The sequence below is a fragment of the Streptomyces sp. NPDC101110 genome (genome assembly GCF_044759525.1).
GTDB lineage: Bacteria > Actinomycetota > Actinomycetes > Streptomycetales > Streptomycetaceae > Streptomyces.
Window position 1 is genome coordinate 421,789 of record NZ_JBIVZM010000005.1, and the last position, 22,734, is coordinate 444,522.

Here is a 22,734-nt window from a genome sequence, read left to right on the forward strand (position 1 = left end):
GTTGAGCAGCGCCGCGCCCCACGTCACCGGCCAGGACCACAGCGGCCCCGACCACCTCTGGTCGGTGGACGAGCACCTGGAGGACATCCTCGCCACCGTCCGGCCCCTGGAACCCATCGAGCTGCATCTGCTCGACGCCCAGGGCTGCGTCCTCGTCGAGGACATCACGGTGCCGGTGTCCCTGCCGCCCTTCGACAACAGCTCGATGGACGGCTACGCGGTACGGGTCGCGGACGTCGCGGGCGCGAGCCAGGAGTTCCCGGCGGCCCTGGAGGTCGTCGGGGACGTCGCCGCGGGCCGGGCCGAACTGCTCCACGTGGGGCCCGGCCAGGCCGCCCGCATCATGACCGGCGCCCCGCTGCCGCCCGGCGCCGAGACGGTCGTGCCCGTCGAATGGACCGACGGCGGCCTCGGCGAGGGCCCGGTCCACGGCATGCGCGCCCGCAGCCTCGCCCCCGAGGGCGCCACCGGGCACGTCCTGGTGTACCGCCCGGCCGAGGCCCGCGCGCATGTGCGCGCGAAGGGCAGTGACGTGAAGGCCGGCGACCGCGCCCTGGCGGCCGGCACCGTCCTCGGCCCGCCCCAGATCTCCCTGCTCGCCGCGATCGGCCGCGGCACGGTCCGCGTACGCCCGCGCCCGCGGGTGGTGGTCCTCTCCACCGGCAGCGAACTCGTCCAGCCCGACACCGAACTGGGCACCGGTCAGATCTACGACTCCAACAGCTTCGCCCTCACCGCCGCAGCCCGCGACGCCGGCGCCATCGCCTACCGCGTGGGCGCCGTCGCCGACGACGCCGAGACCCTGCGCTCCACCATCGAGGACCAACTGGTCCGCGCCGACCTGATGGTCACCACCGGCGGCGTGAGCGTCGGTGCGTACGACGTGGTCAAGGAGGCCCTGTCCCACGTCGCGGACGAGGACGAGGCGGGCAGCGGCATCGAGTTCCGCAAGCTCGCCATGCAGCCCGGCAAGCCCCAGGGCTTCGGCTCCATCGGCCCCGACCACACCCCGCTGCTGGCCCTGCCCGGCAACCCGGTGTCGTCGTACGTCTCCTTCGAGCTGTTCGTCCGCCCCGCGATCCGCACCCTCATGGGACTCGAGGACGTCCACCGTCCGACGACCCGGGCGACGCTGTCCGCCGACAAGGCGCTGACCAGCCCCAAGGGCCGCCGGCAGTTCCTGCGCGGCACCTACGCCGACGGCAAGGTCACGCCGGTCGGCGGCGCCGGGTCCCACCTGGTCGCGGCCCTCGCCCACGCGGACGCCCTGATCGCCGTCCCCGAGGACACCGTCTCCGTCGAGCCCGGTACCGAGGTCGAAGTGGTCCTGCTCGGCCGATAGCCGCTGGTTGGGGGTACCGTGTCGCGCACAACAGGCCCGTGCGCCGCACCGCGCCGGGCCCGGACCGGGAGCGCCACACAGCATGAGCACGCAGGACCCATCCCCGCACGACGGCCGTACGCCGGACCGGCTGACGCACATCGACGAGGCGGGCGCCGCCCGCATGGTCGACGTGTCGGAGAAGGACGTGACCTCGCGCACCGCACGGGCCAGCGGGCGGGTCCTCGTCTCGCCCCGTGTGATCGAGCTGCTGCGCGGCGAGGGCGTCCCCAAGGGCGACGCCCTCGCGACCGCGCGGATCGCCGGGATCATGGGCGCCAAACGCACCCCCGACCTGATCCCGCTCTGCCACCCGTTGTCGGTGTCCGGTGTGAAACTGGACCTGTCGGTCGCGGACGACGCCGTGGAGATCCTGGCCACCGTGAAGACGACGGACCGCACGGGCGTCGAGATGGAGGCCCTCACCGCGGTCTCCGTCGCCGCGCTCACCGTGATCGACATGGTCAAGGCGGTCGACAAGGGAGCGGTCATCACGGACGTACGGGTTGAGGAGAAGACGGGCGGCAAGTCGGGCGACTGGAGCCGCTCATGACCTATCGCGCTCTCGTCGTCACGGCCTCGAACCGGGCCGCCGCCGGGATCTACGAGGACAAGGGCGGCCCGATGGTCTCCGACGGCCTGAAGGGCTTCGGCTTCGAGGTCGACGGCCCGCAGGTCGTCCCCGACGGCGACCCGGTGGAGGCCGCGCTGCGCGCCGGTGTCGACGCCGGCTACGACGTCATCGTCACCACCGGAGGCACGGGCATCTCGCCCACCGACCGCACCCCCGAGGCGACCCGCCGCGTGATCGGCCACGAGGTGCCGGGCATCGCCGAGGCCATCCGGGCGTACGGCCGGGAGAAGGTGCCGACCGCGGCGCTCTCCCGGGGCCTGGCCGGAGTGGCGGGCCGCACGCTGATCGTCAATCTGCCCGGCTCCAGCGGCGGGGTGAAGGACGGCCTCGCCGTCCTGGAGCCGCTGCTGATCCACGCCGTCGAACAGCTCCGGGGCGGCGACCACCCCAGACCCGGCAGTGGGGGTGCGAGCTGAACAGCCCATCCTGGCCCGTGGAACTGGTGGACGGCGACATCGTCCTCAGGCCCATAAAGCTGCGCGACCAGCGGGCCTGGCGCGAGGTCAACCGGCGCAACCGCGACTGGCTGCGCCCCTGGGAGGCGACGATCCCGCCGCCCACGCCGGGCGGGCCGGTGACGCAACGCCCGACCTACCGCCAGATGGTCCGCCATCTGAGGGCGGAGGCGAACGCGGGCCGGATGCTGCCCTTCGTCATCGAGTACCAGGGGCGGCTGGTCGGGCAGTTGACGGTCGCCGGGATCACCTGGGGCTCGATGTGCTCGGGGCACGTCGGGTACTGGGTCGATGAGTCGGTGGCCGGGCGCGGGGTGATGCCGACGTCGGTGGCGCTCGTCGTGGACCACTGTTTCCGCACCGTCGGGCTGCACCGCATCGAGGTCTGCATTCGACCGGAGAACGGGCCCAGCCGCCGGGTCGTGGAGAAACTCGGATTCCGCGAGGAGGGGCTGCGGCCGCGCTATCTCCACATCGACGGAGCATGGCGCGACCATCTCGTCTTCGCCCTCACGGCCGAGGAAGTCCCGGACGGGCTGCTGAGGCGCTGGCACCGGTCGCGATCGCGGAGTAATCCGGGAATGCGACAGCACCCCGGAAATTGAATGCATGTTCGAAATTGATCGAGCGGTGACCGTCTCGGGGCAATGAATTCCCGGCCCGGGTGGTCTGCTGATCGCATCGGTCGCAAAAAAAGTTCGAAATATCAGCCAGATCGTGCGACACACCGGCTCAATTGGCAGATGGCCTCACACAAACCCCTCTACGGTGTGAGACGTGAGCAGCAGCGGCCTCATCTACGCAGTCATTGTCGGGGCCTGGGCCGCCTACTTGGTGCCGATGTGGCTCCGTAGGCAGGACGAGCTGAACGAGGCCCGTCCGACGGAACGCTTCAGCACCGCCATCCGGCTGCTGTCCGGACGGGCGGGAATGGAGCGCCGGTACGCCAAGGACCTGCGGGCGCGCTCCGCCGACGAGGGGGAGCAGGACGCCGACGACCCGGATGCCGTCACCGACTCGGTGGACGTCCGGGCCTTCGCCGTGTCCAAGACCCGTCCGCAGACCCAGGCACCCGTACCGTCTTCCGCCCCGGGGCAGCCGGCCCGCACGCCGAACCCCGAACCTCAGACCCCGCAGACGCCCGCACCCGCCGCGGCGCGCTCCGGGCGCCCCCGGGAACGGGTGCCCGCCGCCCGCCGCAGCGCCTCGGCGCAGGCGGACCGGGCGGCCGCAGCACGAGCCCGGCGCTCGAAGGTGCTCGCGCGCCGTCGGCGCACCACCATCATGCTGTTCCTCGCCTTCACTCTCGGCGCGATCGTCGCAGCCGTCGGAGGGCTCGCGTTCCTGTGGGCCCCCGGCGTGCCCGCGATCATGCTCAGCGTCTACATCGCCTATCTGCGCTCCCAGGAGCGCCGCCGCTTCGCCTACCAGATGGACCGCCGCACGGCCGAGGCGGCGGCCCAGCGCCTGCGCGAGCGGCAGCGCCAGCCCCGTCGGCGTGCCCTGGCCGAAGAGGAGAGCGACGAGCCGGAGGAGGGATCCGAGCCGGTCGCCGACCCCGGTCTGTCGGCCCTCGCGGCGGACCGGCGCGCCCTCGTCGAGCAGACCGACCACGCGGAGTGGGTCGACCAGCAGCGCGAGCGCCAGCGGCGGCCCGGGCAGGGCGGCGACAGCTGGGATCCGGTGCCGGTGCCGCTGCCGACGTACGTGACGGCCCCGGTCGCCCCGCGGGCCACCAGCGACGTGGACCTCGGCGCCCCCGACACCTGGAGCTCGGCCCGGTCGAGCACCGTGACCCCGGAGGCGGAGAGCGACTCCGGCGACCACCCGGCGGAGCCGCACCCGCCCGCCCCGGACACCGGCGACGGCGAGGACGACGGGCGTACCGACGCCCGCCGCGCCGCCTCCGCCCGGCGGGCCCGGGAGCGCGGCCGCACGCCGCTTTTCGACCAGTACGAGGACGGGGGGCGCCCCCGGGCGGCCAACGAGTAGCGCCGCGAAGCCGCAGGTGACCGCCCCTGGGGAACGGATTTCCAAGCAGGCCGATCGGGGTGCTAGAGTTTCACTCGTTGCAAGGGCCTGTGGCGCAGTCCGGTAGCGCACCTCGTTCGCATCGAGGGGGCCAGGGGTTCAAATCCCCTCAGGTCCACGCAGCTCAGAGCCCGGTCGGGAAACCGACCGGGCTCTGACGTGTGTTCAGGCCCCGGACGGTGGGCGACGGGCGGCGGCCCGCGCCGCGTGACACGGGCCACAGCCGGACCCGTCGCTGAGTGGCCGTCAGCCGGCCGGCCGCAGGTCCTTGGCGAAGCAGCGGCTCGCCTCGTGGCAGCGGTAGTAGCCGAACTTGGCGCACGGCTCGTAGCCGCTGGACGTGTACAGGGCGATGGCCTCCGGCTGCTTGGTGCCGGTCTCCAGGACCATGCGGACGCGGCCGGCCGAGCGGGCGTCCTCCTCCAGGGCGGCCAGGATGCGGCGGGCCAAGCCCCGGCCACGCATGCCGTCGACCACGTACATGCGCTTGAGCTCGGCGTCGCCGTCGAGGTTGCCCTCGCCGTTGGCGTCCTGGGCGCGCCAGCCGCCCGAGGCGACGGGGGTGCCGTACTCGTCGTACGCGATCAGGTAGACGCCGTTCGGCGGCTCGAAGTCCGCGACGGCCATGGGCGTGGCGTCGCCGTCGTCGCCGTAGCGGACCGCGTACTCGGCCTGGACCTGGTCGTTCAGCTTCACGGCGTCGGGGTGGTCGAAGGAGACCCGGCGTATGTGCATGGCCGCTACCGTATTCGATCCGGAACTGGACCTCGTCCAGCGTGCCGGTATCGTGCCGGGGTGCTCACTGTGACCTCCGACAACGGGTCCTGCCGATGGGGTCGCCTGTGATGTCGAGGAGAGTGCTTTGCTGACAGTGACCTCTGTGAATGTGAACGGGCTGCGTGCCGCCGCGAAGAAGGGCTTCGTGGAGTGGCTCGCGGGGACGGAAGCCGATGTGCTGTGCCTCCAGGAGGTGCGGGCCGAGCCGGAGCAGCTGCCGGAGCACGTCCGCGCGCCCGAGGGGTGGCACGTGGTGCACGCGCCGGCCGCCGCCAAGGGGCGGGCCGGGGTGTCCCTGTACAGCCGCCGCGAGCCCGACCGGGTGCGGATCGGGTTCGGCTCGGAGGAGTTCGACGGCAGCGGGCGGTACGTGGAGATCGACCTGCCCGGAGTCACCGTCGCGTCCCTCTACCTGCCCTCCGGCGAGGTCGGCACCGAGCGCCAGGACGAGAAGGAACGCTTCATGGGCGAGTTCCTCGCCTATCTGAAGGGGCTGCGGGAGCGTGCCGCGGCCGAGGGCCGCGAGGTGCTCGTCTGCGGCGACTGGAACATCGCCCACCAGCGGGCCGACCTGAAGAACTGGCGCGGCAACCAGAAGAGCTCCGGCTTCCTGCCGGAGGAGCGGGAATGGCTGGGAGGGGTCTTCGACCCGGCCGACGGCGGCTACGTCGACGTCGTCCGCACCCTGCACCCGGACACCGAGGGACCGTACTCGTGGTGGTCGTACCGGGGGCGGGCCTTCGATAACGACACGGGGTGGAGGATCGACTACCACGGGGCCACCCCGGGGCTCGCCCAGCGCGCGGTGAAGGGGTTCGTGGAGCGGGCCGCCACGCACGCCGAGCGGTGGTCCGACCACGCCCCCGTGACCGTCGTCTACGACCGCTAGGACCCGCCCGCTAGGGCCTTCGCATTCTCCGGTCCAGTGCCAGTGACAGTTCTGCCTCCACCACGCTTCGGGCCAGCGGGCGCAGGCGGGGGAGGTCCTGGGGGGTGGCGTGGCGGGTGACCAGGTCGGTGAAGAGGTCGGCCAGGGCGTCGGCGTGGGTGCGGACCTGGGCGGCGGCCTGGAGGACCTCCGCGAGGGGGATGCCCTCGTGGACGAGGGCCGACGAGACGTCGAGCAGGCGGCGGCTGATGTGGACGATCTCCTCGCCGTCGGTGCCGAGGTAGCCGAGTTCCATGGCGGCGGCGAGGTTCTCCGGAGTGGCCTCGCCCGCGAAGTGGTCGGCGAGTTCCTCGGGGGTGAGGTGGACCGGCTCCTCCTCGGTGGGGCCGCCGACGCCGAGCAGGTCGCCGACGTCCCGGCCGTGGTCGAACGCCTCGGCCAGTTCCGCGATGCCGTTGAGGGTGTGGCCGCGTTCCAGCAGGGCCGTGATCGTGCGCAGCCGGGCCAGGTGGTGGTCATCGTACCAGGCGATGCGGCCCTCGCGGCGGGGCGGGGGGATCAGTTTGCGTTCGCGGTAGAAGCGCAGGGTGCGCACCGTGATCCCGGCGAGGCGGGCCAGCTCTTCCATGCGGTATTCACGCTTCTCGGCCACCTGGGCACCTTAAGGCGTACTGCGGGTAACTTCCTTGTCCCGCCCCCTACCCATCAGTACGCCGCTGCCCTACGCTCCCATTGCGCCAGTGTTCACTGGCACGGTTCTCGTGGTGTGTGGAGGTGTCGGCGTGGGCGAGCGTGAACACGAGCATGTGCGGGTCGCGGTGGTCGGGTCCGGTTTCGGCGGGCTGGGGGCGGCCGTGCGGCTGCGCCGTGAGGGTGTCACCGACTTCGTCGTCCTGGAGCGGGCGGGCAGTGTCGGCGGTACCTGGCGGGACAACAGCTACCCGGGATGCCGATGCGACGTGCCGTCGCACCTCTACTCCTTCTCCTTCGCACCCCACCCCGACTGGCCGCGCACCTTCTCGGGGCAGGAGCACATCCGCGCCTATCTGGAGCACGTGACGGACGTGTTCCGGCTGCGGCCGCACATCCGCTTCGACTCGGAGGTGAAGCGGATGACCTGGAACGGCGAGCGGCTGTGCTGGGACATCGAGACCAGCAGCGGGAACCTGTCGGCGGACCTGGTGGTGTCGGCCACGGGTCCGCTGTCCGACCCGAAGGTGCCCGACATCCCCGGGCTGGAGTCCTTCCCGGGCAAGGTGTTCCACTCGGCCCGCTGGGACCACGACTACGACCTGCGCGGCAAGCGCGTGGCGATGGTGGGCACCGGTGCCTCGGCCGCGCAGATCGTGCCGGCGATCCAGCCCGACGTCTCGCGGCTCACCCTGTTCCAGCGCACCGCGCCCTGGGTCATGCCCCGCGTCGACCGGAACATCAGCGGCGCCGAGCGGTGGCTGCACCGGCAGCTGCCCTTCACCTCGCAGCTTCGGCGCGGACTGCTGTGGGGCATCCGGGAGTTGCAGGTCCAGGCGTTCACCAAGCATCCGGGGCAGCTCGGGTTCATCGAGGACCTGGCCCGGCGCAACATGGCCCGCGCCATCAAGGATCCGGCCCTGCGGGCGAAGCTCACCCCGGACTACCGCATCGGCTGCAAGCGGATCCTCCTGTCCAGCGACTACTACCCGGCGCTCGCCCAGCCGAATGTGGACGTCGTCGCGAGCGGGCTGACCGAGGTCCGCGGCTCGACCCTCGTCGCCGCCGACGGCAGTGCGGCCGAAGTCGACGCGATCGTCTTCGGCACCGGCTTCCACGTCACCGACATGCCCATCGCCGAGCGGGTGGTGGGCGCCGAAGGGCGGACCCTCGCCGAGACGTGGAAGGGCGGCATGGAGGCCCTGCGCGGCGCCTCGGCGGCCGGCTTCCCCAACTGGATGACGATCATCGGACCCAACACCGGCCTCGGGAACTCGTCGATGATCTTGATGATCGAGTCCCAGCTGAACTACCTCGCCGACTACGTCCGCCAGCTCGACGTCCTCGGGGGCCGGGTCGCCCTGGACGCCCGCCCGGACGCCGTGCGCACCTGGAACCAGCAGGTGCAGGAACGCATGCGGCGCACCGTGTGGAACACCGGTGGCTGCACCAGCTGGTACCTCGACGCGAGCGGCCGCAACACCACCATCTGGCCCGGTACCACCGGGGAGTTCCGGCGGGCGACCCGGCGGGTGGACCTCGGTGAGTACGACGTGCTGCGGGCGCCAGCGGCGACGAAGGCAGCCCCGGCACAGAAGGCGGAGGCGGACGCGTGAGCCGTCTCCTGCACGCCGACTCCGGCCCGTACGCCCCGCCCGCCCCGGTGCGTGAATTGACCGCGGTCTCCGCCGACGGCGCCCGCCTGCACGTCGAGGTGCACGGGCCGCAGGGCGCGCCCGCCGTCGTCCTCGCCCACGGCTGGACCTGCTCCACCGCCTTCTGGGCGGCCCAGTTGCGGGACCTCTGCGCCGATCACCGGGTCATCGCCTACGACCAGCGCGGCCACGGGCGCAGCCCCGCGAGCCCCGCGTGCAGCGCCGACGCGCTCGCCGACGACCTGGAAGCCGTTCTCACGGCCACCCTCGCGCCGGGCGAACAGGCCGTGATCGCCGGGCACTCCATGGGCGGGATGACCGTGATGGCGGCCTCGGGGAGAGCCGCCTTCCGGGCGCACGCGGCCGCCGTCCTGCTGTGCAGCACGGGCAGTTCGCAGCTGGTCGCGGCCTCCACCGTCGTGCCGATGCGGGCCGGGAGAGTGCGGACCTGGGTGACCCGGCGGATCCTCGGCTCCCGCGCTCCGCTCGGGCCGGTCACACCGCTGGCCCGCCGGATCCTCAAGTACGGCACGATGGGCCCGGGTTCGGCCCCGCACATGATCGAGGCGTGCGCCCGGATCGTGCACGCCTGCCCCCGCAAGGTCCGCCACGCCTGGTCGCAGGTGCTGGACCTGCTGGACCTCGACCACGGCGTGCGGGAGCTGGACGTGCCCACGGCCGTGATCGGCGGCACGGCGGACCGGCTGACACCGCCGGTGCACGCCCGGGCCCTGGCCGCCGCGCTGCCGCGGTGCACCGGGATCGTCGAGCTGCCCGGCATCGGCCACATGACGCCCGTCGAGGCGCCCGACCTGGTCAGCGGCACCATCAGGGAACTCGTCCACGCACACATCCAGGTCGTATCCGAGGAGAGCGCATGAGCAGGGTGAGCCTCGAAGGCAAGGTCGCCGTCGTGACCGGCGCGGCGCGCGGGGTCGGGGAGTTGCTGGCCCGCAAGCTCTCCGCCCGCGGGGTGAAGGTGGCGCTGGTCGGCCTGGAGCCGGACGCGCTCAAGCAGGTCTCCGCGCGGCTGCACAGCGACAGCGACCACTGGCACGCCGACGTCACCGATCACGAGGCGATGGTCCGCGTGGCCGGCGAGGTCGAGGAGCGCTTCGGCCGGGTCGACATCGTCGTCGCCAACGCCGGTGTCGCCACCGGCGGGCCCTTCGTCGATTCCGACCCGGAGTCCTGGCGGCGGGTGATCGAGGTCAACCTGATCGGCTCGGCGGTGACCGGCCGGGCGTTCCTGCCGTCGCTGCTGCGCAACCGGGGCTATCTGCTGCAGATCGCGTCCCTCGCCGCGATCACCCCGGCGCCGATGATGACCGCGTACTGCGCGTCCAAGTCGGGCGTGGAGGCGTACGCGCACAGCCTGCGGGCCGAAGTCGGGCACCGGGGTGTGAAGGTGGGCGTGGGATACCTGTCGTGGACCGACACGGACATGGTGCGCGGGGCCGACCAGGACGACGTCATGCGGGAGTTGAGGCAGCGGCTGCCCTGGCCGTCCAACAAGACGTACCCGCTGGGGCCGGCCGTGGACCGGCTCGTGGAGGGGATCGAACGCCGGTCGAGCCACGTGTACGGGCAGTGGTGGCTGCGCGGCATGCAGGGGGTGCGGGGTTATCTGCCCGCGGTCATCGGGACGGTGGGCCAGCGCGAGATGCGGCGGTTCGCGGACCGGCTGACGGGCATGCGCACGGGCCTGGTCGGGGCCGGTGGGGCCGCCGACGAACAGCGGCGGGCTACGCTCCGTAAGTGATCGACATGCGCAGCGTCACGGCCCGTGTGAATCTGATCGGGCCAGATCCCCTCACCCCCAACGGGAGTGAACCCACATGGGTATGAAGGACCAGTTCCAGGAGAAGTCCGAGCAGTGGCAGAACCAGGCTCGCCAGAAGGCGGACCAGGCTCGCGAGCAGGTGCAGGGCCGCGGTCGCCGGCGCGACGAGGACATGGACCCGTCGCACCCGCAGCGCGACCGCGAGCGCTCCGAGCCGCAGCGCGACCGTGAGCGTGAGCGTGACCAGGAGGACCGCTTCGACCAGGACTACGACGCCTGACGTTGCGCGCCCGAGGAAAGGGGCTCCCCTGCGCGGGGTGCCCCTTTCCCCTTGTGCCGCAGGGGCGTTCACGCCCTGGGCGGCAGCTTCGGACGGGAGCGGTCCGGTACGTCGCTGTAGGTCGGCGGTGTGGCGGGCGGGTTGGTCTCCAGCAGCCCGAGCGCCAGCTCCACCGCGTCGGACAGCTGGGCGTGCCGCCCCTCGGCCCAGTCCAGCGGGGTGCGCAGGACGTCGATGTCCGGGGCGACACCCTTGTTCTCCACCGACCAGCCGTAGGCGTCGAACCAGGCCGCGTTCATCGGCACCGTGATCACCGTGCCGTCGCCCAGTTCGTGGCGGCCGGTCATGCCGACCACACCGCCCCAGGTGCGCTGCCCCACGACCGGGCCCAGCTTCAGCAGCTTGAACGCGGCGGTGATCATGTCTCCGTCGGAGGAGGTCGCCTCGTCCGCCAGGGCCACGACCGGGCCCCGCGGCGCGTTCGAGGCGTACGACACCGGCTGGGCGTCACGGGTCAGGTCCCAGCCGAGGATGGTCCTGCTCAGCGTCTCGACGACGAGTTCGCTGATGTGACCGCCCGCGTTGCCGCGCACGTCCACGATCAGCGCCGGGCGGGACACCTCCATGCGCAGGTCGCGGTTGAACTGGGCCCAGCCCGAACCGCCCATGTCCGGGATGTGCAGGTAGCCGCAGCGCCCGCCGCTCAACTCGCGTACGACCGCACGGCGTTTGGCGACCCAGTCCTGGTAGCGCAGCGGGCGCTCGTCGACCAGCGGGACGACAGCGACCCGCCGGGCCGGGCCCCCGCCGCCCGTCGTGTCCCCGGGCGGTGCGAAGGTCAGTTCCACCGTGGTGCCGCCCGCGCCGGCCAGCAGCGGATACGGGCCCGCGTCCGGGTCCACCGGGCGGCCGTCGACATGGGTGAGGACCGCGCCTTCGCGGATGCCCGTACCGGCCAGCGGGGAGCGGGCCTTGGAGTCGGAGGAGTCGCCGAGCAGGATCCGCCTGACCGTCCAGCCGCCTTCCCTGCGAACGAAGTTGGCGCCCAGCAGGCCCTGCCGGCGCTGGTAGTGGGGAGGTCCCTCGTTGCGCCGGGCGGCGGTGACGTAGGCGTGGGAGGTGCCGAGTTCGCCGAGGACCTCGCGCAGCAGGTCGGCGAACTCGTCGGGGGAGGCGACCCGTTCGACCAGCGGGCGGTACTGGTCCAGCACCCCGTCCCAGTCGATGCCGCACATGCCCGGTTCCCAGAAGTGGGCCCGGATGAGCCGCCCGGCCTCCTCGTAGGCCTGCCGCCACTCCGCCGCCGGGTCGACCGTGTGCAGGATGCGGCGTGCGTCGATCCAGACGGTGGAGTCGCTGTCGCCCTGCTCGTCGGCCGGGACCGCCCGCAGCTCGCCCTCGTCGACGATCACCAGTCGGCTGCCGTCGCCGCTGACCGCGAACCAGTCGAGGTGCTGGGCGAGTTCGGTCTTCCGGGCCTTGGTGATGCCGAAGTGCTCCAGCGTCGGCCGGCCGCTGGTGTCGTCGGGGTTGGCGAACGTCTCGCCGAGGGCGCCCGAGATCGGCCAGCGCAGCCACACCAGTCCGCCGCCCGCGACCGGGCGCAGCGCCGAGTACTTGGAGGCGGCCACCGGGAACGGCGTGACGCGGCTCTCCAGCCCTTCGGCCTCGACGGTCACGGCCCCGCCGTCCCCGTTGCCGTCGTCCTCGACCGGGTCCAGGCCCCCGGCGGCCGGGCGGCCCTCCGGGTTCACCGCGAACGGGGAGGGCGTCGCGGAGGACAGCGGCACGAGGTAGGGGCGGCAGCCCAGCGGGAAGGACAGGTCTCCGGTGTGCACGTCGTAGACGGGGTCGAAGCCCCGCCAGGACAGGAAGGCGAGGTAGCGGCCGTCGCGTGTGAAGACCGGGTTCTCGTCCTCGAAGCGGCCACCTGTGACGTCCACGACCAGCCGGTCGGCGAGCCGGGCCAGCTTGATCTGCCGCAGCGTCCGCCCGATGCCCGGGTGGGACCAGGTGAGCCACGCACCGTCCGGTGAGAACGCGAGATCGCGCACGGGTCCGTTGATCGACCGGATCAGCTCGGTGACCTCGCCGCCGGAGTCCTCCGTGACGTCGAGCAGGAGCAGCCGGCCGTCGTGCGAGGCGACCGCGAGCCGCTCGCCCTCCGGGTCCGAGACCAGCTCGTGCACGCGGCCCAGGCCGCCCGGGGCCAGGCGGCGGGGCGCCCGTTCGCCGCTCGCCCGGGGCAGTGAGGCGATCTCGATCGCGTCCTCGCCCTCGGCGTCGGTCACGTAGGCCACCCGTCCGCTGCCGCCGAGCATCTCCGGCAGCCGCACCCGGACGCCGGGGGTGTCGGTGAGGGTGCGGGCCGGGCCGTCCCGGTGGGTCAGCCAGTACAGGCTGCCGCGCACGACGACGGCACTGGCCCGCCCGGTCTCGTCGACGGAGAGCCCGTCGACGTGCCGGGACGCCGCCACCTGGTACGGGCGTCGCCCCGCCCGCGGCCCGCTCAGCCGTACGTCGAGCCGGCGCGGCTCGGAGCGCGGGGACAGGTCGTCGACGATCCACAGGTCGCCCGCGCACTGGTACACCACGCGGGTGCCGTCGCTGGCGGCGTGCCGGGCGTAGAAGGCGTCGTGGTCGGTGTGCCGGCGCAGCCCGGAGCCGTCGTGGGCGCAGGAGTAGAGGTTGGCGACGCCCTCGTGGTCGGAGAGGAACGCGATGCGGCCGCCGACGAACATGGGGGAGTGCAGATGGCCGCCGAGGCCCTCCAGCAGCCGTTCGCCGTGCAGCCAGAGGCGGCCCGTGGCGCCGCCGCGGTAGCGCTTCCAGGAGGCCGGTTCGTGGGGTGGGGTGCCGGTGAGGAGGAGGGACTTGCGCTCCCCGTCGATGTCGGCGACCTGGATGTCGGAGACCGGCCCCCAGGGCAGTTTGCGGCCCGGGCCGCCGCCGGGGGCGACCTTGTAGGCCCAGGTGAAGTAGGAGAAGGGCTCGCCGTGCGAGGCCACGGCCAGGATCTCGCCGTCCGGGGTCCAGCCGCAGACCCGGGTGTCGGCGCTGCCCCAGTGGCTCACCTGGCGGCCCGGTCCGCCGTCCACCGGGACGGCGTGGACCTCGGGCACCAGGCTGCGCCAGCTCGTGTACGCGAGGTGGCGGCCGTCGGGCGAGAAGCGGGGGTGGCCCAGCTTGGTGCGGTCGACCGTGAGCCGCCAGGCCCGGCCGGGGGCGTCGAGCGGGGCCAGCCAGAGGTCGTCCTCGGCCACGAAGCACAGCAGGTCGTCATGGAGGTGCGGCAGACGCAGATAGGTCACGCCCTCATGCTTTGCCGGGGGACGTACCCGGGCAACTCAGGACGGATGCCCGGCCGTGACGCGCGACACGTACGAAACGGTTTCGTTTTCTTGGAGGGTGCGCTACATTCGTGACGTACGAAACCGTGTCGTTCGGAAGCAGGAAGGTGAGAGGGGTGACCGAGGCCGTCGCCGCGCGTCGCAGCCGGATCACCCCCGAGCGTGAGGCCGAGCTCTACGCGGCCGTGCTCGACCTGCTCCGCGAAGTCGGCTACGACGCCCTCACCATGGACGCCGTGGCCGCCCGCACCCGGTCCAGCAAGGCCACGCTCTACCGCCAGTGGGGCGGCAAGCCGGAGCTGGTCGCGAAGGCGATCCGGCACAACAAGCCGGGCAACATCGCCGACATCGACACCGGGTCCCTGCGGGGCGACCTGCACGCCCTCACCTCCCGTGAGGACGACTGCACCATGCAGCAGAACGCCGCGCTGATGCGGGGCCTGTTCATGGCGGTGCACGCCAACCCGGACCTGCTCCAGGCGTTCAAGGAACTCCTCGTGGAGCCCGAGATGGCGGAGTTCCACCGGGTGGTGCAGCGGGCCGTCGACAGAGGCGAGGTCCGTGCCGACTGTCCGGCGCTGGACTACGTCGTCCACATGCTCATCGGCGCGTTCGCGACGCGCACGCTGATCGACGACCGGCCTCCGACACAACGGTTCCTCATCTCGTACATCGACGCCGTGGTCCTCCCCGCCCTCGGCGTGCCCACCGAGTAGTCCCCCTCGCCCAACCCCTACCTGACGTCTCCGCTCACGTCGTCGGGCTGATCACCCCTGCCCTGAAGACCCCACGACTGACCGGGAGTACGCCCTCGTGGCCACTTTCCTGTACAAACTCGGCCGGCTCTCGTTCCGGCGGCGACACCTCGTCGCCCTGATATGGGTCGCGCTGCTGACCCTCGCCGGCGTCGGCGCGGCCAGTGCCCCCGCCGCGGGCAACAGCTCGTTCTCCATCCCCGGCACCGAGGCCCAGAAGGCCTTCGACCTGCTGGAGCAGCGTTTCCCCGGCACCAGCGCCGACGGTGCCACCGCACGCGTCGTCTTCAAGGCGCCCGACGGCGAGAAGATGACCGACCCCGGCAACAGGGCGACGGTCCAGGACACCGTGAAGGAGCTGTCCGACGGCTCCGAGGTCGTCCGCGTCACCGACCCGTACCGGGCGAAGGCCGTCAGCAAGGACGGCACGATCGCCTACGCGCAGGTGTCGTACAAGGTCTCCGGCATGGAGCTGGACGACGCCGCCAAGGACGCCCTGGAGAACAGCGCGCAGGACGCGCGCAAGGCCGGGCTGACCGTCGAGATCGGCGGTGACGCGCTCCAGGCCGTCCCGCACACCGGCTCCAGCGAGGTCATCGGCATCGCGGTCGCCGCGGTGGTCCTCGTCATCACCTTCGGCTCGCTGGTCGCGGCCGGGCTGCCGCTGCTGACGGCGCTCATCGGCGTCGGCATCGGAGTCTCCGCGATCACTGGCCTCGCCAGTGCGCTGGACCTGGGCACCACCACCTCCACCCTCGCGATGATGATCGGCCTGGCCGTCGGCATCGACTACGCGCTGTTCATCGTCTCCCGCTACCGCGCCGAGCTGGCCGAGGGCCGCGAGCGCGAGGAGGCGGCCGGCCGGGCCGTCGGCACGGCGGGCTCCGCGGTGGTCTTCGCCGGTCTGACCGTGGTGATCGCGCTGGTCGGCCTGTCCGTGGTCAACATCCCGATGCTGACGAAGATGGGTGTCGCGGCGGCGGGCACCGTGGCCATCGCGGTGCTGATCGCCCTGACGATGGTCCCCGCCCTGCTCGGACACGCGGGCCGCAAGGTGAAGCCGATGGGGGAGAAGGGCAAGCTCCTCGGCCGTGCGAAGAAGCCCGCCACGCCGCAGAAGCCGAACCTCGGCACCCGCTGGGCGAGCTTCGTCGTGCGCCGCCCCGTCGCGGTCCTGCTGCTCGGCGTCATCGGCCTCGGCGCGGCGGCCGTCCCGGCGACCTCCCTCGAACTGGGCCTGCCCGACGACGGCTCCCAGCCCACCTCCACCACCCAGCGCCGTGCCTACGACCTGCTGTCCGAGGGCTTCGGCCCCGGCTTCAACGGCCCGCTGATGGTCGTCGTCGACGCGAAGGACAGCGACGACCCGAAGGCCGTCTTCGCCGAGACCGGCGACGAGATCAAGGGCCTGAAGGACGTCGTCACGATCACGCCCGCGCAGCCCAACAAGGTCGGTGACACCGCCACCATCACCGTGATCCCGGGCTCCAAGCCGTCCTCCGTCACGACGGAGAACCTGGTGCACGGCATCCGGGACGCGGGCGCGGACATCAAGGCGGACACCGACGCGAACGTCCTGGTCACCGGCAGTACCGCGATGAACATCGACGTCAGCGAGAAGCTCAACGACGCGCTGGTGCCGTACCTCGTGTTGGTCGTCGGCCTGGCCTTCCTGCTGCTGATCGTGGTCTTCCGCTCGATCCTGGTCCCGCTGAAGGCGGCCCTCGGCTTCCTGCTGTCGGTGATGGCCGCCCTCGGCGCGGTCGTCGCGGTCTTCCAGTGGGGCTGGCTGTCGGACCTCATGGGAGTCGAGCAGACCGGGCCGGTCATGTCGATGATGCCGATCTTCATGGTCGGCGTGGTCTTCGGCCTGGCGATGGACTACGAGGTGTTCCTCGTGACCCGGATGCGGGAGGCCTACGTCCACGGTGAGAAGCCGGCCCAGGCCGTCGTCACCGGGTTCCGGCACGGCGCCCGGGTCGTCACCGCCGCCGCGGTCATCATGATGGCCGTCTTCGCGGGCTTCATCGGCTCGTCCGAGTCGATGGTCAAGATGATCGGCTTCGGGCTCGCGATCGCGGTGTTCTTCGACGCGTTCATCGTCCGCATGGCCGTCGTCCCGGCCGTCCTGGCCCTCCTCGGCCGCAGGGCCTGGTGGCTCCCCAGGTGGCTCGACCGCGCGCTGCCCAACGTCGACGTGGAGGGTGAGGGCCTGCGCACCCGCACCGACCGCGGCGACGAGAACAGGGAGCTGGTCCGCGCCTGAGGGGGGCGCCGCGAGTACCGGCCGGTGAGGGCTCCGTGGGGACGGGGACCCTCGCCGGTCTTCCCGCATCGGTCTTCCTGTGTCCATGCCTCCCGTCTCCCGTCTCCCGTCTCCGGTCTCCCGTTTCCCGTCTCCCGTTTCCCGTCTCCGGTCTCCCGTTTCCCGTCTCCGGTCTCCCGTTTCCTGTGTCGGTCTTCTCGTCTCCCGGTCTTCCGGCCCCCTGTCCCCGGGCCTGGCCGGAACCCACTCGCGTGGCTGATACACGCACCGTTACGGTGCCTTCATGACGACGACAGCCGCCACTGACGCCGAGGGCTCCGGAGCCCACCCCCGATTCGCCGAGGCCCTGCGCGAGCTCGGGCTCGGACACCTCGTACCGCAGGTCCGCCGCTTCCCCGACGCCACCCGTACCGCCACCGAGGCCGCGGCCGCCGTCGGGTGCGAGCTGAGCCAGATCTGCAAGTCGCTGATCTTCGCCGCATGGGGGTCCCCCCTGCTCGAGCGAAGCCGAGAGCCTGGGGGAGGCGTTCCCGTGCTCGTGCTGATGGACGGCGCCTCCCGGGTCGACCTCGAACTCGTCCGCAAGGAGCTCGGCGCCGACAAGGTCACCCGGGCCAAGGTGGACGTGGTCCGGGAGACCACCGGGTACGCCATCGGGGGCGTGCCGCCCTTCGGGCACAGGACCCGGACCCGCGTGCTCGCCGACCGCTCCCTGCTGGAGCACGACGTCGTCTGGGCCGCCGCTGGTACGCCCTACACCGTGTTCCCGCTGGCCCCCCGGGACCTCGTCGCCCACGCCGACGCCACGCTGGTGGACGTGCGCGAGCGCACCTCGTGACCCCGCTGGTCACCGCAGCCGTCCTGCTCGCCGCCGTCACCCACGCCAGCTGGAACGCCATCGCCCACAAGATCACCGACAAGACCGCCGGATTCGCGCTGATCTCCGGCGGCGGCCTGGTCATCGGGCTGGCCATGGCGCCCTTCGTGGCGTTCCCGGCGGCCGGGGCGTGGCCCTACCTGCTGGGCTCCGCCGCCGTCCACATCGCCTACTACGCCCTGCTGATGACGTCCTTCCGGCTGGGCGACTTCGGGCAGGCCTACCCCATCGCCCGGGGCACCGCGCCGCTGGTCGTGACCCTGCTCGCCGCCCTCTTCGCACACGAGGTGCCCGACGGGTGGGCCGCGGCCGGGATCGCCGTGTCCTGCGCGGGGCTCACCGGCGTCGCCCTGTGGGGGCTGCGCGGGCGGCGGCCCGACTGGGCGGCGATCGGGGCGGCCCTGGCGACCGGGCTGACCATCGCGGTCTACACCGTCGTCGACGGACTGGGCGTGCGCGCCTCCGGGTCCTCCCTCGGGTACATCGCCTGGCTGATGGCGGTGCAGGGGGTGGTCATCCCCGCGTACGTCGTCTGGCGCCGGCGTGGGGAGACCGTCGCGCTCCTGCGGCCCTTCGCCGGGATCGGGCTGATCGGCGCCGCGCTGTCCGTCGCCGCCTACGCCCTCGTCCTGTGGGCCCAGACCAGGGCCGAGCTCGCGCCCATCGCGGCGCTGCGCGAGTCGTCGATCATCGTGGGCGCGGCGATCGGGGCGGTGTTCTTCAAGGAGCGGTTCGGGGCGCCGAGGATCGCGGCGGCGGGGCTGCTGGTCGTCGGGATCGGGCTGATGCTGCACACCGGATAGGGGCCCGCCAGGCGGGTGCGTCCGGCCGGTGGGAGGAGCACCCTGGAACTAAGCGTTCCGGAGGTGATCGTCATGATGCACACCACCGTGGGGTGGCACGTCGAGATGGAGTTCACGGAGGACGACCAGCACACGAAGGCGGCTGCGATGGTCCGGCTTCCCGACGGCAGCGAGGTACGGGCGCACGGGCACGCCAGCCGGCACCGGACCGATGCGAATCAGCCGCGGGTCGGGGAGGAGATCGCCGGGGCCCGAGCGCTCAACGAACTCGCCATGGCGTTGCTGACCAAGGCCCACGATGAGATCGACCAGGCGTCCGGCCGGACCTCCCACCCCATCCACGTCTAGCCGGTCTCAGAGGTCCAGCACTCCCCGCACCGCCCGCACCAGCCCCTGCGCCCGCGGGTCCGCCGTCACCGTCTTGCGGAAGCCGTTGGTGACGTAGCCGAAGGCGATCCCGTTCTCCGGGTCGGCGAACCCGAGGGCGCCCCCGCGGCCGGGGTGGCCGAAGGAACCCGGGGTGAGCAACGGCGAGGCGCTGCCGTGCAGCATGTAGCCGAGGCCGAAGCGGGTGCCGACCACCAGGACCCGGTCCGGGCCCGCCGACTCCTCGGCCCGGGCCAGTTCCACCGTCTCGGGGGCGAACAGGCGTGGGAAGAGGCGCCCGGCGTGGGCCGTGTCGCCGATCAGCGTCGCGTAGAAGCGGGCCAGCCCGTCCGCCGTCGCCGTGGCGTTCGTCGCGGGGAGGGCGGCGGCCCGGTAGGCGGGGTCGTTCTGGTCGGGGAACGGGGAGATCGCGGCGAACGCCCGGCGGGTGAGGGAGGCGGGATCCTCGTAGGCCTCGGTGACCGAGCGCTTCGGGCGGGCCCGCAGCCCCCCGGTCGGCTCGGCCCCTTCGACGCGGCCCACGTGACCGGCCCGGCCGGCCTCCGACTCCGGCAGGCCGAGCCACAGGTCCAGCCCCAGCGGGCCGGTGACCTGCGATGCGAGCCACTGGCCGGTGTTCTGCCCGGTCACGCGCCGCACCAGTTCGTCGACCAGCCAGCCGTAGGTGAGCGCGTGGTAGCCGTGGTCGGTGCCGGGCTCCCAGGCCGGGGCCTGCGCGGCGACCGCCTCCGGGCCCCGCAGCGGGTCGAGCGCCTCCTGCGGGGTGAGCGGCCGGTCGAGCACCGGCAGCCCGGCGCGGTGGTTCAGCACGTGCCGGACCAGCACCCGTTCCTTGCCCCGCGCCTTGAACTCGGGCCAGTAGTGCCCCACCGGCGCGTCCAGGTCCAGTTGCCCGCGCTGGTGCAGCAGCAGGAGGACGGCCGCGGCGACACCCTTGGTCGCCGAGCGCACGACCTGGGCGGTGCCGCGCTCCCAGGGAGCCGTGCCGTCGACGTCCTTGGTGCCGCCCCACAGGTCGACGACCTTCTGCCCGTCCCGGTAGACGGCGACCGCCGCGCCCCGGTCCCCGAGTGTCTCGAAGTTCCGTACGAACGCGTCCCTCACCGGCTCGAAGCCCCCGGCCACTGTGCCGTGAACGTCCACGCCCGTACTCCTCGTCTCGCCGCTGTGCTCGTGGTCCCCCCTAGCCAAGCAGGATGGTCACCTCGATGTTCCCGCGGGTCGCGTTCGAGTACGGGCACACCTCGTGGGCCGCGTCCACCAGCCGGGTCGCCAGCTCCGCGTCCACGACCGGCAGCGAGACGCTGAGCGCGACCGCGAGACCGTAGCCGCGCTGCCGGTTCGGGCCGATGCCGACCTTCGCGGCGACCGTGGAACCGGTCAGGTCGTAGCCCTCGCGGTTGCCGACGAGGATCAGTGCGTTGTGGAAACAGGCGCTGTAGCCGGCCGCGAAGAGCTGTTCCGGGTTGGTGCCGTTGCCGTCGCCGCCGAGCTGCGGGGGCATCGCGACCTTGAGGTCGAGCTGACCGTCCTGGCTGGTCACATAGCCCTCACGGCCGCCGTGGGCGGTGGCCTCCGCCACGTACATGATCTTCGTCGGGCGGGTGTCGACGTCGGGGCCGTCGGTCATGCTGTCCTCCCCCGGAACCAAGTGCGCACAAAAGCATCGTGCACAAGGTACTGGCCGGTAACCGACCTGTCGTACCAGGGGGTATGCAACCGGGGGTAACCCTCAGTGGGCCCGGTCCGCCGCCGACTCCGCCCGCTCGGCCAGCCGCCACAGCTCCGCGCGCAGCCGCCCGGCCTCCGTCCCGTCGAAGCCCGTGACCGTGAGCAGTGCGCCGGGCACCCGCGCCGCCCGTTCCCGGAGTTCCTCCCCGCGCCCGGTCACGGCCACCAGGACCGACCGCTCGTCGCGCGCCGACCGCTCACGCCGGACCAGACCGGCCGCCTCCAGCCGCTTCAGCAGCGGTGAGACCGTGCCGTAGTCCAGGCGCAGGGCCGCGGCCAGGTGCTTGACCGTGGTCTCGCCGCGCTCCCAGAGGACCAGCAGGACCAGGTACTGCGGGTAGGTGAGGCCCAGCTCGTCGAGGAGTGGGCGGTACGCCGCCGTCACCGCGCGCTGCGCGGCATACAGCGCGAAGCACAGCTGCTCGTCCAGCAGCAGCGATCCGTCGCTCTCCTCGTTCGTCACGCGCCCATTGTCACGGACGGGCCCCGGCCGCCGGAACGGAACGCGGATCGAAACCGAACGGCAGCTCCAGGCGGTGGGCCCGCATCAGCCCCTCGTCCGAGAGCAACTCGCCCGTCGGCCCGTCGGCCGCGATCACCCCGTCGCTGAGGACCAGGGCACGCGGGCACAGCTCCAGGGCGTACGGGAGGTCGTGCGTGACCATCAGCACGGTCACATCCAGGGAGCGCAGGATGTCCGCCAGTTCCCGGCGGGAGGCCGGGTCGAGGTTGGACGACGGCTCGTCCAGGACGAGGATCTCCGGCTCCATCGCCAGCACGGTCGCCACGGCCACCCGGCGGCGCTGCCCGAACGACAGGTGGTGCGGCGGGCGGTCCTTGAACTCCGCCATGCCGACCCGCTCCAGCGCCCGGTCCACGCGCTCCTCGAGCCCGGGCCCCTTGAGCCCGGCCGCCGCCGGCCCGAACGCCACGTCCTCGCGGACCGTCGGCATGAAGAGCTGGTCGTCCGGGTCCTGGAAGACGATGCCGACCCGGCGCCGGACCTCGGCCATGTTCCGCCTGTCCACGGGCAGTCCGGCCACCGTCACCGTGCCGGTGCCGCCGGTCAGGATGCCGTTGAGGTGCAGCACCAGGGTCGTCTTGCCGGCACCGTTCGGGCCGAGCAGGGCGACCCGCTCGCCGCGCGCGACCGAGAAGTCGACGCCGAAGAGGGCCTGGTGTCCGTCGGGGTAGGCGAAGGCGAGGCCCGAGACCTCGAGAGAAGCAGTCACAAGGTCCATCCCAGCAGACAGACGAGCAGCGCGGCGCAGGGGAGGGCGAGGGCGTACGACCACTGCGCCCGGGACGCGGTCACCTCGTCGATGACGGGCATCGAGCCGGCGTACCCGCGGCTGACCATGGCCAGGTGCACGCGCTCGCCGCGCTCGTAGGAGCGGATGAACAGGGCGCCCGCCGACTTGGCGAGCACGCCCCAGTGCTTCACGCCCTTCGCCTCGAAGCCGCGTGACTCCCGGGCGATCCGCATCCGCCGCATCTCGTCGGTGATGACGTCGCCGTAGCGGATCATGAAGGACGCGATCTGCACGAGGAGCGGCGGGAGCTTGAGGCGCTGAAGGCCGAGCAGCAGTTCGCGCAGCTCGGTCGTGGCGGCCAGCAGCACCGAGGCCGCGACGCCGAGCGTGCCCTTGGCGAGCACGTTCCAGGCGCCCCACAGGCCGTTCACGCTCAGGGACAGGCCGAGGACCTCGACCCGCTCGCCCTCCGCCACGAACGGCATGAGCACCGCGAACGCGACGAACGGCACTTCGATCAGCAGCCGCCTGAGCAGGAAGCCGGCGGGCACGCGCGCGGCGTACGCGACGGCCCCCAGCAGTAGGGCGTACAGCGCGAACGCCCACATCGCCTCGCGTGGTGTCGACACCACGACCACCACGAAGGCGAACACGGCCGCGAGCTTGGTGTGCGGCGGCAGGCCGTGCACGGGCGAGTGCCCGTGCCGGTACAGCTTGTGCGCGTGCCCTGCTCCCAT

23 protein-coding genes and 1 tRNA gene are annotated in these 22,734 nt (G+C 72.4%); 16 read left to right on the top strand and 8 right to left on the bottom strand.

Going from position 1 to position 22,734, the window contains the following annotated elements:
• Position 1: 1 nt before the first annotated feature.
• The 6 genes from glp (at position 2) to ACIQU3_RS14485 (ending at position 4,619) form a co-directional block, all read left to right on the top strand.
• On the top strand, positions 2-1,342 hold the full coding sequence (glp, locus tag ACIQU3_RS14460; RefSeq protein ID WP_403732866.1) for a gephyrin-like molybdotransferase Glp: 1,341 nt from the start codon (positions 2-4) through the stop codon (positions 1,340-1,342).
• A gap of 82 nt (positions 1,343-1,424) precedes the next feature.
• On the top strand, positions 1,425-1,934 hold the full coding sequence (gene moaC / locus ACIQU3_RS14465; protein ID WP_403732873.1) for a cyclic pyranopterin monophosphate synthase MoaC: 510 nt from the start codon (positions 1,425-1,427) through the stop codon (positions 1,932-1,934).
• Positions 1,931-2,431, top strand: a complete 501-nt coding sequence (locus ACIQU3_RS14470; RefSeq protein ID WP_403732877.1) for a molybdenum cofactor biosynthesis protein B — start codon at positions 1,931-1,933, stop codon at positions 2,429-2,431. The genes moaC and ACIQU3_RS14470 overlap by 4 nt, the downstream gene beginning before the upstream one ends.
• A gap of 23 nt (positions 2,432-2,454) precedes the next feature.
• Positions 2,455-3,075: a GNAT family N-acetyltransferase gene (locus ACIQU3_RS14475; RefSeq protein WP_403733413.1), complete on the top strand. Its 621-nt coding sequence runs from the start codon at positions 2,455-2,457 to the stop codon at positions 3,073-3,075.
• A gap of 172 nt (positions 3,076-3,247) precedes the next feature.
• The gene (glpR, locus tag ACIQU3_RS14480) at positions 3,248-4,462 is read left to right on the top strand and encodes a gephyrin-like molybdotransferase receptor GlpR (protein WP_403732879.1); all 1,215 of its coding nucleotides are present in this window, start codon (positions 3,248-3,250) and stop codon (positions 4,460-4,462) included.
• A gap of 83 nt (positions 4,463-4,545) precedes the next feature.
• A tRNA-Ala gene (locus ACIQU3_RS14485) sits at positions 4,546-4,619 on the top strand.
• Positions 4,620-4,747: 128 nt separating this feature from the next.
• Here the strand turns inward: ACIQU3_RS14485 and ACIQU3_RS14490 are convergent.
• A complete protein-coding gene (locus ACIQU3_RS14490) occupies positions 4,748-5,236 on the bottom strand; it encodes a GNAT family N-acetyltransferase (RefSeq protein ID WP_403925182.1) in 489 nt (162 codons plus the stop codon).
• 127 nt (positions 5,237-5,363) lie between these two features.
• Here ACIQU3_RS14490 and ACIQU3_RS14495 point away from each other — a divergent pair, with 127 nt between their 5' ends.
• Positions 5,364-6,167 (top strand): exodeoxyribonuclease III, encoded by an 804-nt coding sequence (locus ACIQU3_RS14495; RefSeq protein WP_403925185.1) that lies wholly within the window; start codon positions 5,364-5,366, stop codon positions 6,165-6,167.
• A 10-nt stretch (positions 6,168-6,177) separates the two neighbouring features.
• Here the strand turns inward: ACIQU3_RS14495 and ACIQU3_RS14500 are convergent, their stop codons facing one another.
• The gene (locus tag ACIQU3_RS14500) at positions 6,178-6,819 is read right to left on the bottom strand and encodes a MerR family transcriptional regulator (protein WP_403732890.1); all 642 of its coding nucleotides are present in this window, start codon (positions 6,817-6,819) and stop codon (positions 6,178-6,180) included.
• A gap of 130 nt (positions 6,820-6,949) precedes the next feature.
• Here ACIQU3_RS14500 and ACIQU3_RS14505 point away from each other — a divergent pair, with 130 nt between their 5' ends.
• The 4 genes from ACIQU3_RS14505 to ACIQU3_RS14520 all read left to right on the top strand — a co-directional run bounded on the left by ACIQU3_RS14505 (position 6,950) and on the right by ACIQU3_RS14520 (position 10,575).
• Positions 6,950-8,473: a flavin-containing monooxygenase gene (locus tag ACIQU3_RS14505; RefSeq protein ID WP_403925188.1), complete on the top strand. Its 1,524-nt coding sequence runs from the start codon at positions 6,950-6,952 to the stop codon at positions 8,471-8,473.
• A complete protein-coding gene (locus ACIQU3_RS14510) occupies positions 8,470-9,393 on the top strand; it encodes an alpha/beta fold hydrolase (RefSeq protein WP_403732897.1) in 924 nt (307 codons plus the stop codon). Before ACIQU3_RS14505 ends, ACIQU3_RS14510 begins: the two co-directional genes overlap by 4 nt.
• Positions 9,390-10,274 carry an SDR family oxidoreductase gene (locus tag ACIQU3_RS14515; RefSeq protein WP_403732901.1) on the top strand — a complete coding sequence of 295 codons (885 nt, stop codon included), beginning with the start codon at positions 9,390-9,392 and terminating at the stop codon, positions 10,272-10,274. The genes ACIQU3_RS14510 and ACIQU3_RS14515 overlap by 4 nt, the downstream gene beginning before the upstream one ends.
• Positions 10,275-10,350: 76 nt before the next feature.
• A complete protein-coding gene (locus ACIQU3_RS14520) occupies positions 10,351-10,575 on the top strand; it encodes a hypothetical protein (RefSeq protein ID WP_185007610.1) in 225 nt (74 codons plus the stop codon).
• Positions 10,576-10,643: 68 nt separating this feature from the next.
• Here ACIQU3_RS14520 and ACIQU3_RS14525 read toward each other — a convergent pair whose 3' ends face one another.
• The gene (locus tag ACIQU3_RS14525) at positions 10,644-13,886 is read right to left on the bottom strand and encodes a S41 family peptidase (protein WP_403925191.1); all 3,243 of its coding nucleotides are present in this window, start codon (positions 13,884-13,886) and stop codon (positions 10,644-10,646) included.
• Between the two features lie 155 nt (positions 13,887-14,041).
• Between ACIQU3_RS14525 and ACIQU3_RS14530 the strand changes: the two genes are divergently transcribed.
• From ACIQU3_RS14530 to ACIQU3_RS14550, 5 genes are all read left to right on the top strand, one after another.
• On the top strand, positions 14,042-14,641 hold the full coding sequence (locus ACIQU3_RS14530; RefSeq protein ID WP_403732910.1) for a TetR/AcrR family transcriptional regulator: 600 nt from the start codon (positions 14,042-14,044) through the stop codon (positions 14,639-14,641).
• 97 nt (positions 14,642-14,738) lie between these two features.
• Positions 14,739-16,946 (top strand): MMPL family transporter, encoded by a 2,208-nt coding sequence (locus ACIQU3_RS14535; RefSeq protein ID WP_403925194.1) that lies wholly within the window; start codon positions 14,739-14,741, stop codon positions 16,944-16,946.
• A gap of 283 nt (positions 16,947-17,229) precedes the next feature.
• Positions 17,230-17,784 carry a YbaK/EbsC family protein gene (locus ACIQU3_RS14540; RefSeq protein ID WP_403925197.1) on the top strand — a complete coding sequence of 185 codons (555 nt, stop codon included), beginning with the start codon at positions 17,230-17,232 and terminating at the stop codon, positions 17,782-17,784.
• Positions 17,781-18,626 (top strand): EamA family transporter, encoded by an 846-nt coding sequence (locus ACIQU3_RS14545; protein WP_403925200.1) that lies wholly within the window; start codon positions 17,781-17,783, stop codon positions 18,624-18,626. The genes ACIQU3_RS14540 and ACIQU3_RS14545 overlap by 4 nt, the downstream gene beginning before the upstream one ends.
• Positions 18,627-18,698: 72 nt before the next feature.
• Positions 18,699-18,974 carry a DUF1876 domain-containing protein gene (locus ACIQU3_RS14550; protein ID WP_403732953.1) on the top strand — a complete coding sequence of 92 codons (276 nt, stop codon included), beginning with the start codon at positions 18,699-18,701 and terminating at the stop codon, positions 18,972-18,974.
• A gap of 6 nt (positions 18,975-18,980) precedes the next feature.
• Here the strand turns inward: ACIQU3_RS14550 and ACIQU3_RS14555 are convergent, their stop codons facing one another.
• The 5 genes from ACIQU3_RS14555 to cbiQ form a co-directional block, all read right to left on the bottom strand.
• Positions 18,981-20,156 (bottom strand): serine hydrolase domain-containing protein, encoded by a 1,176-nt coding sequence (locus ACIQU3_RS14555; RefSeq protein WP_403732958.1) that lies wholly within the window; start codon positions 20,154-20,156, stop codon positions 18,981-18,983.
• Positions 20,157-20,196: 40 nt separating this feature from the next.
• Entirely contained in the window at positions 20,197-20,643 is a 447-nt protein-coding gene (locus ACIQU3_RS14560; RefSeq protein WP_403732962.1) for an organic hydroperoxide resistance protein, read from the bottom strand.
• 102 nt (positions 20,644-20,745) lie between these two features.
• Positions 20,746-21,207 (bottom strand): MarR family winged helix-turn-helix transcriptional regulator, encoded by a 462-nt coding sequence (locus ACIQU3_RS14565; RefSeq protein ID WP_403732967.1) that lies wholly within the window; start codon positions 21,205-21,207, stop codon positions 20,746-20,748.
• A gap of 10 nt (positions 21,208-21,217) precedes the next feature.
• Positions 21,218-21,985 carry an energy-coupling factor ABC transporter ATP-binding protein gene (locus ACIQU3_RS14570; protein WP_403732970.1) on the bottom strand — a complete coding sequence of 256 codons (768 nt, stop codon included), beginning with the start codon at positions 21,983-21,985 and terminating at the stop codon, positions 21,218-21,220.
• The gene (gene cbiQ, locus ACIQU3_RS14575; RefSeq protein WP_403732973.1) at positions 21,973-22,734 is read right to left on the bottom strand and encodes a cobalt ECF transporter T component CbiQ; all 762 of its coding nucleotides are present in this window, start codon (positions 22,732-22,734) and stop codon (positions 21,973-21,975) included. The genes ACIQU3_RS14570 and cbiQ overlap by 13 nt, the downstream gene beginning before the upstream one ends.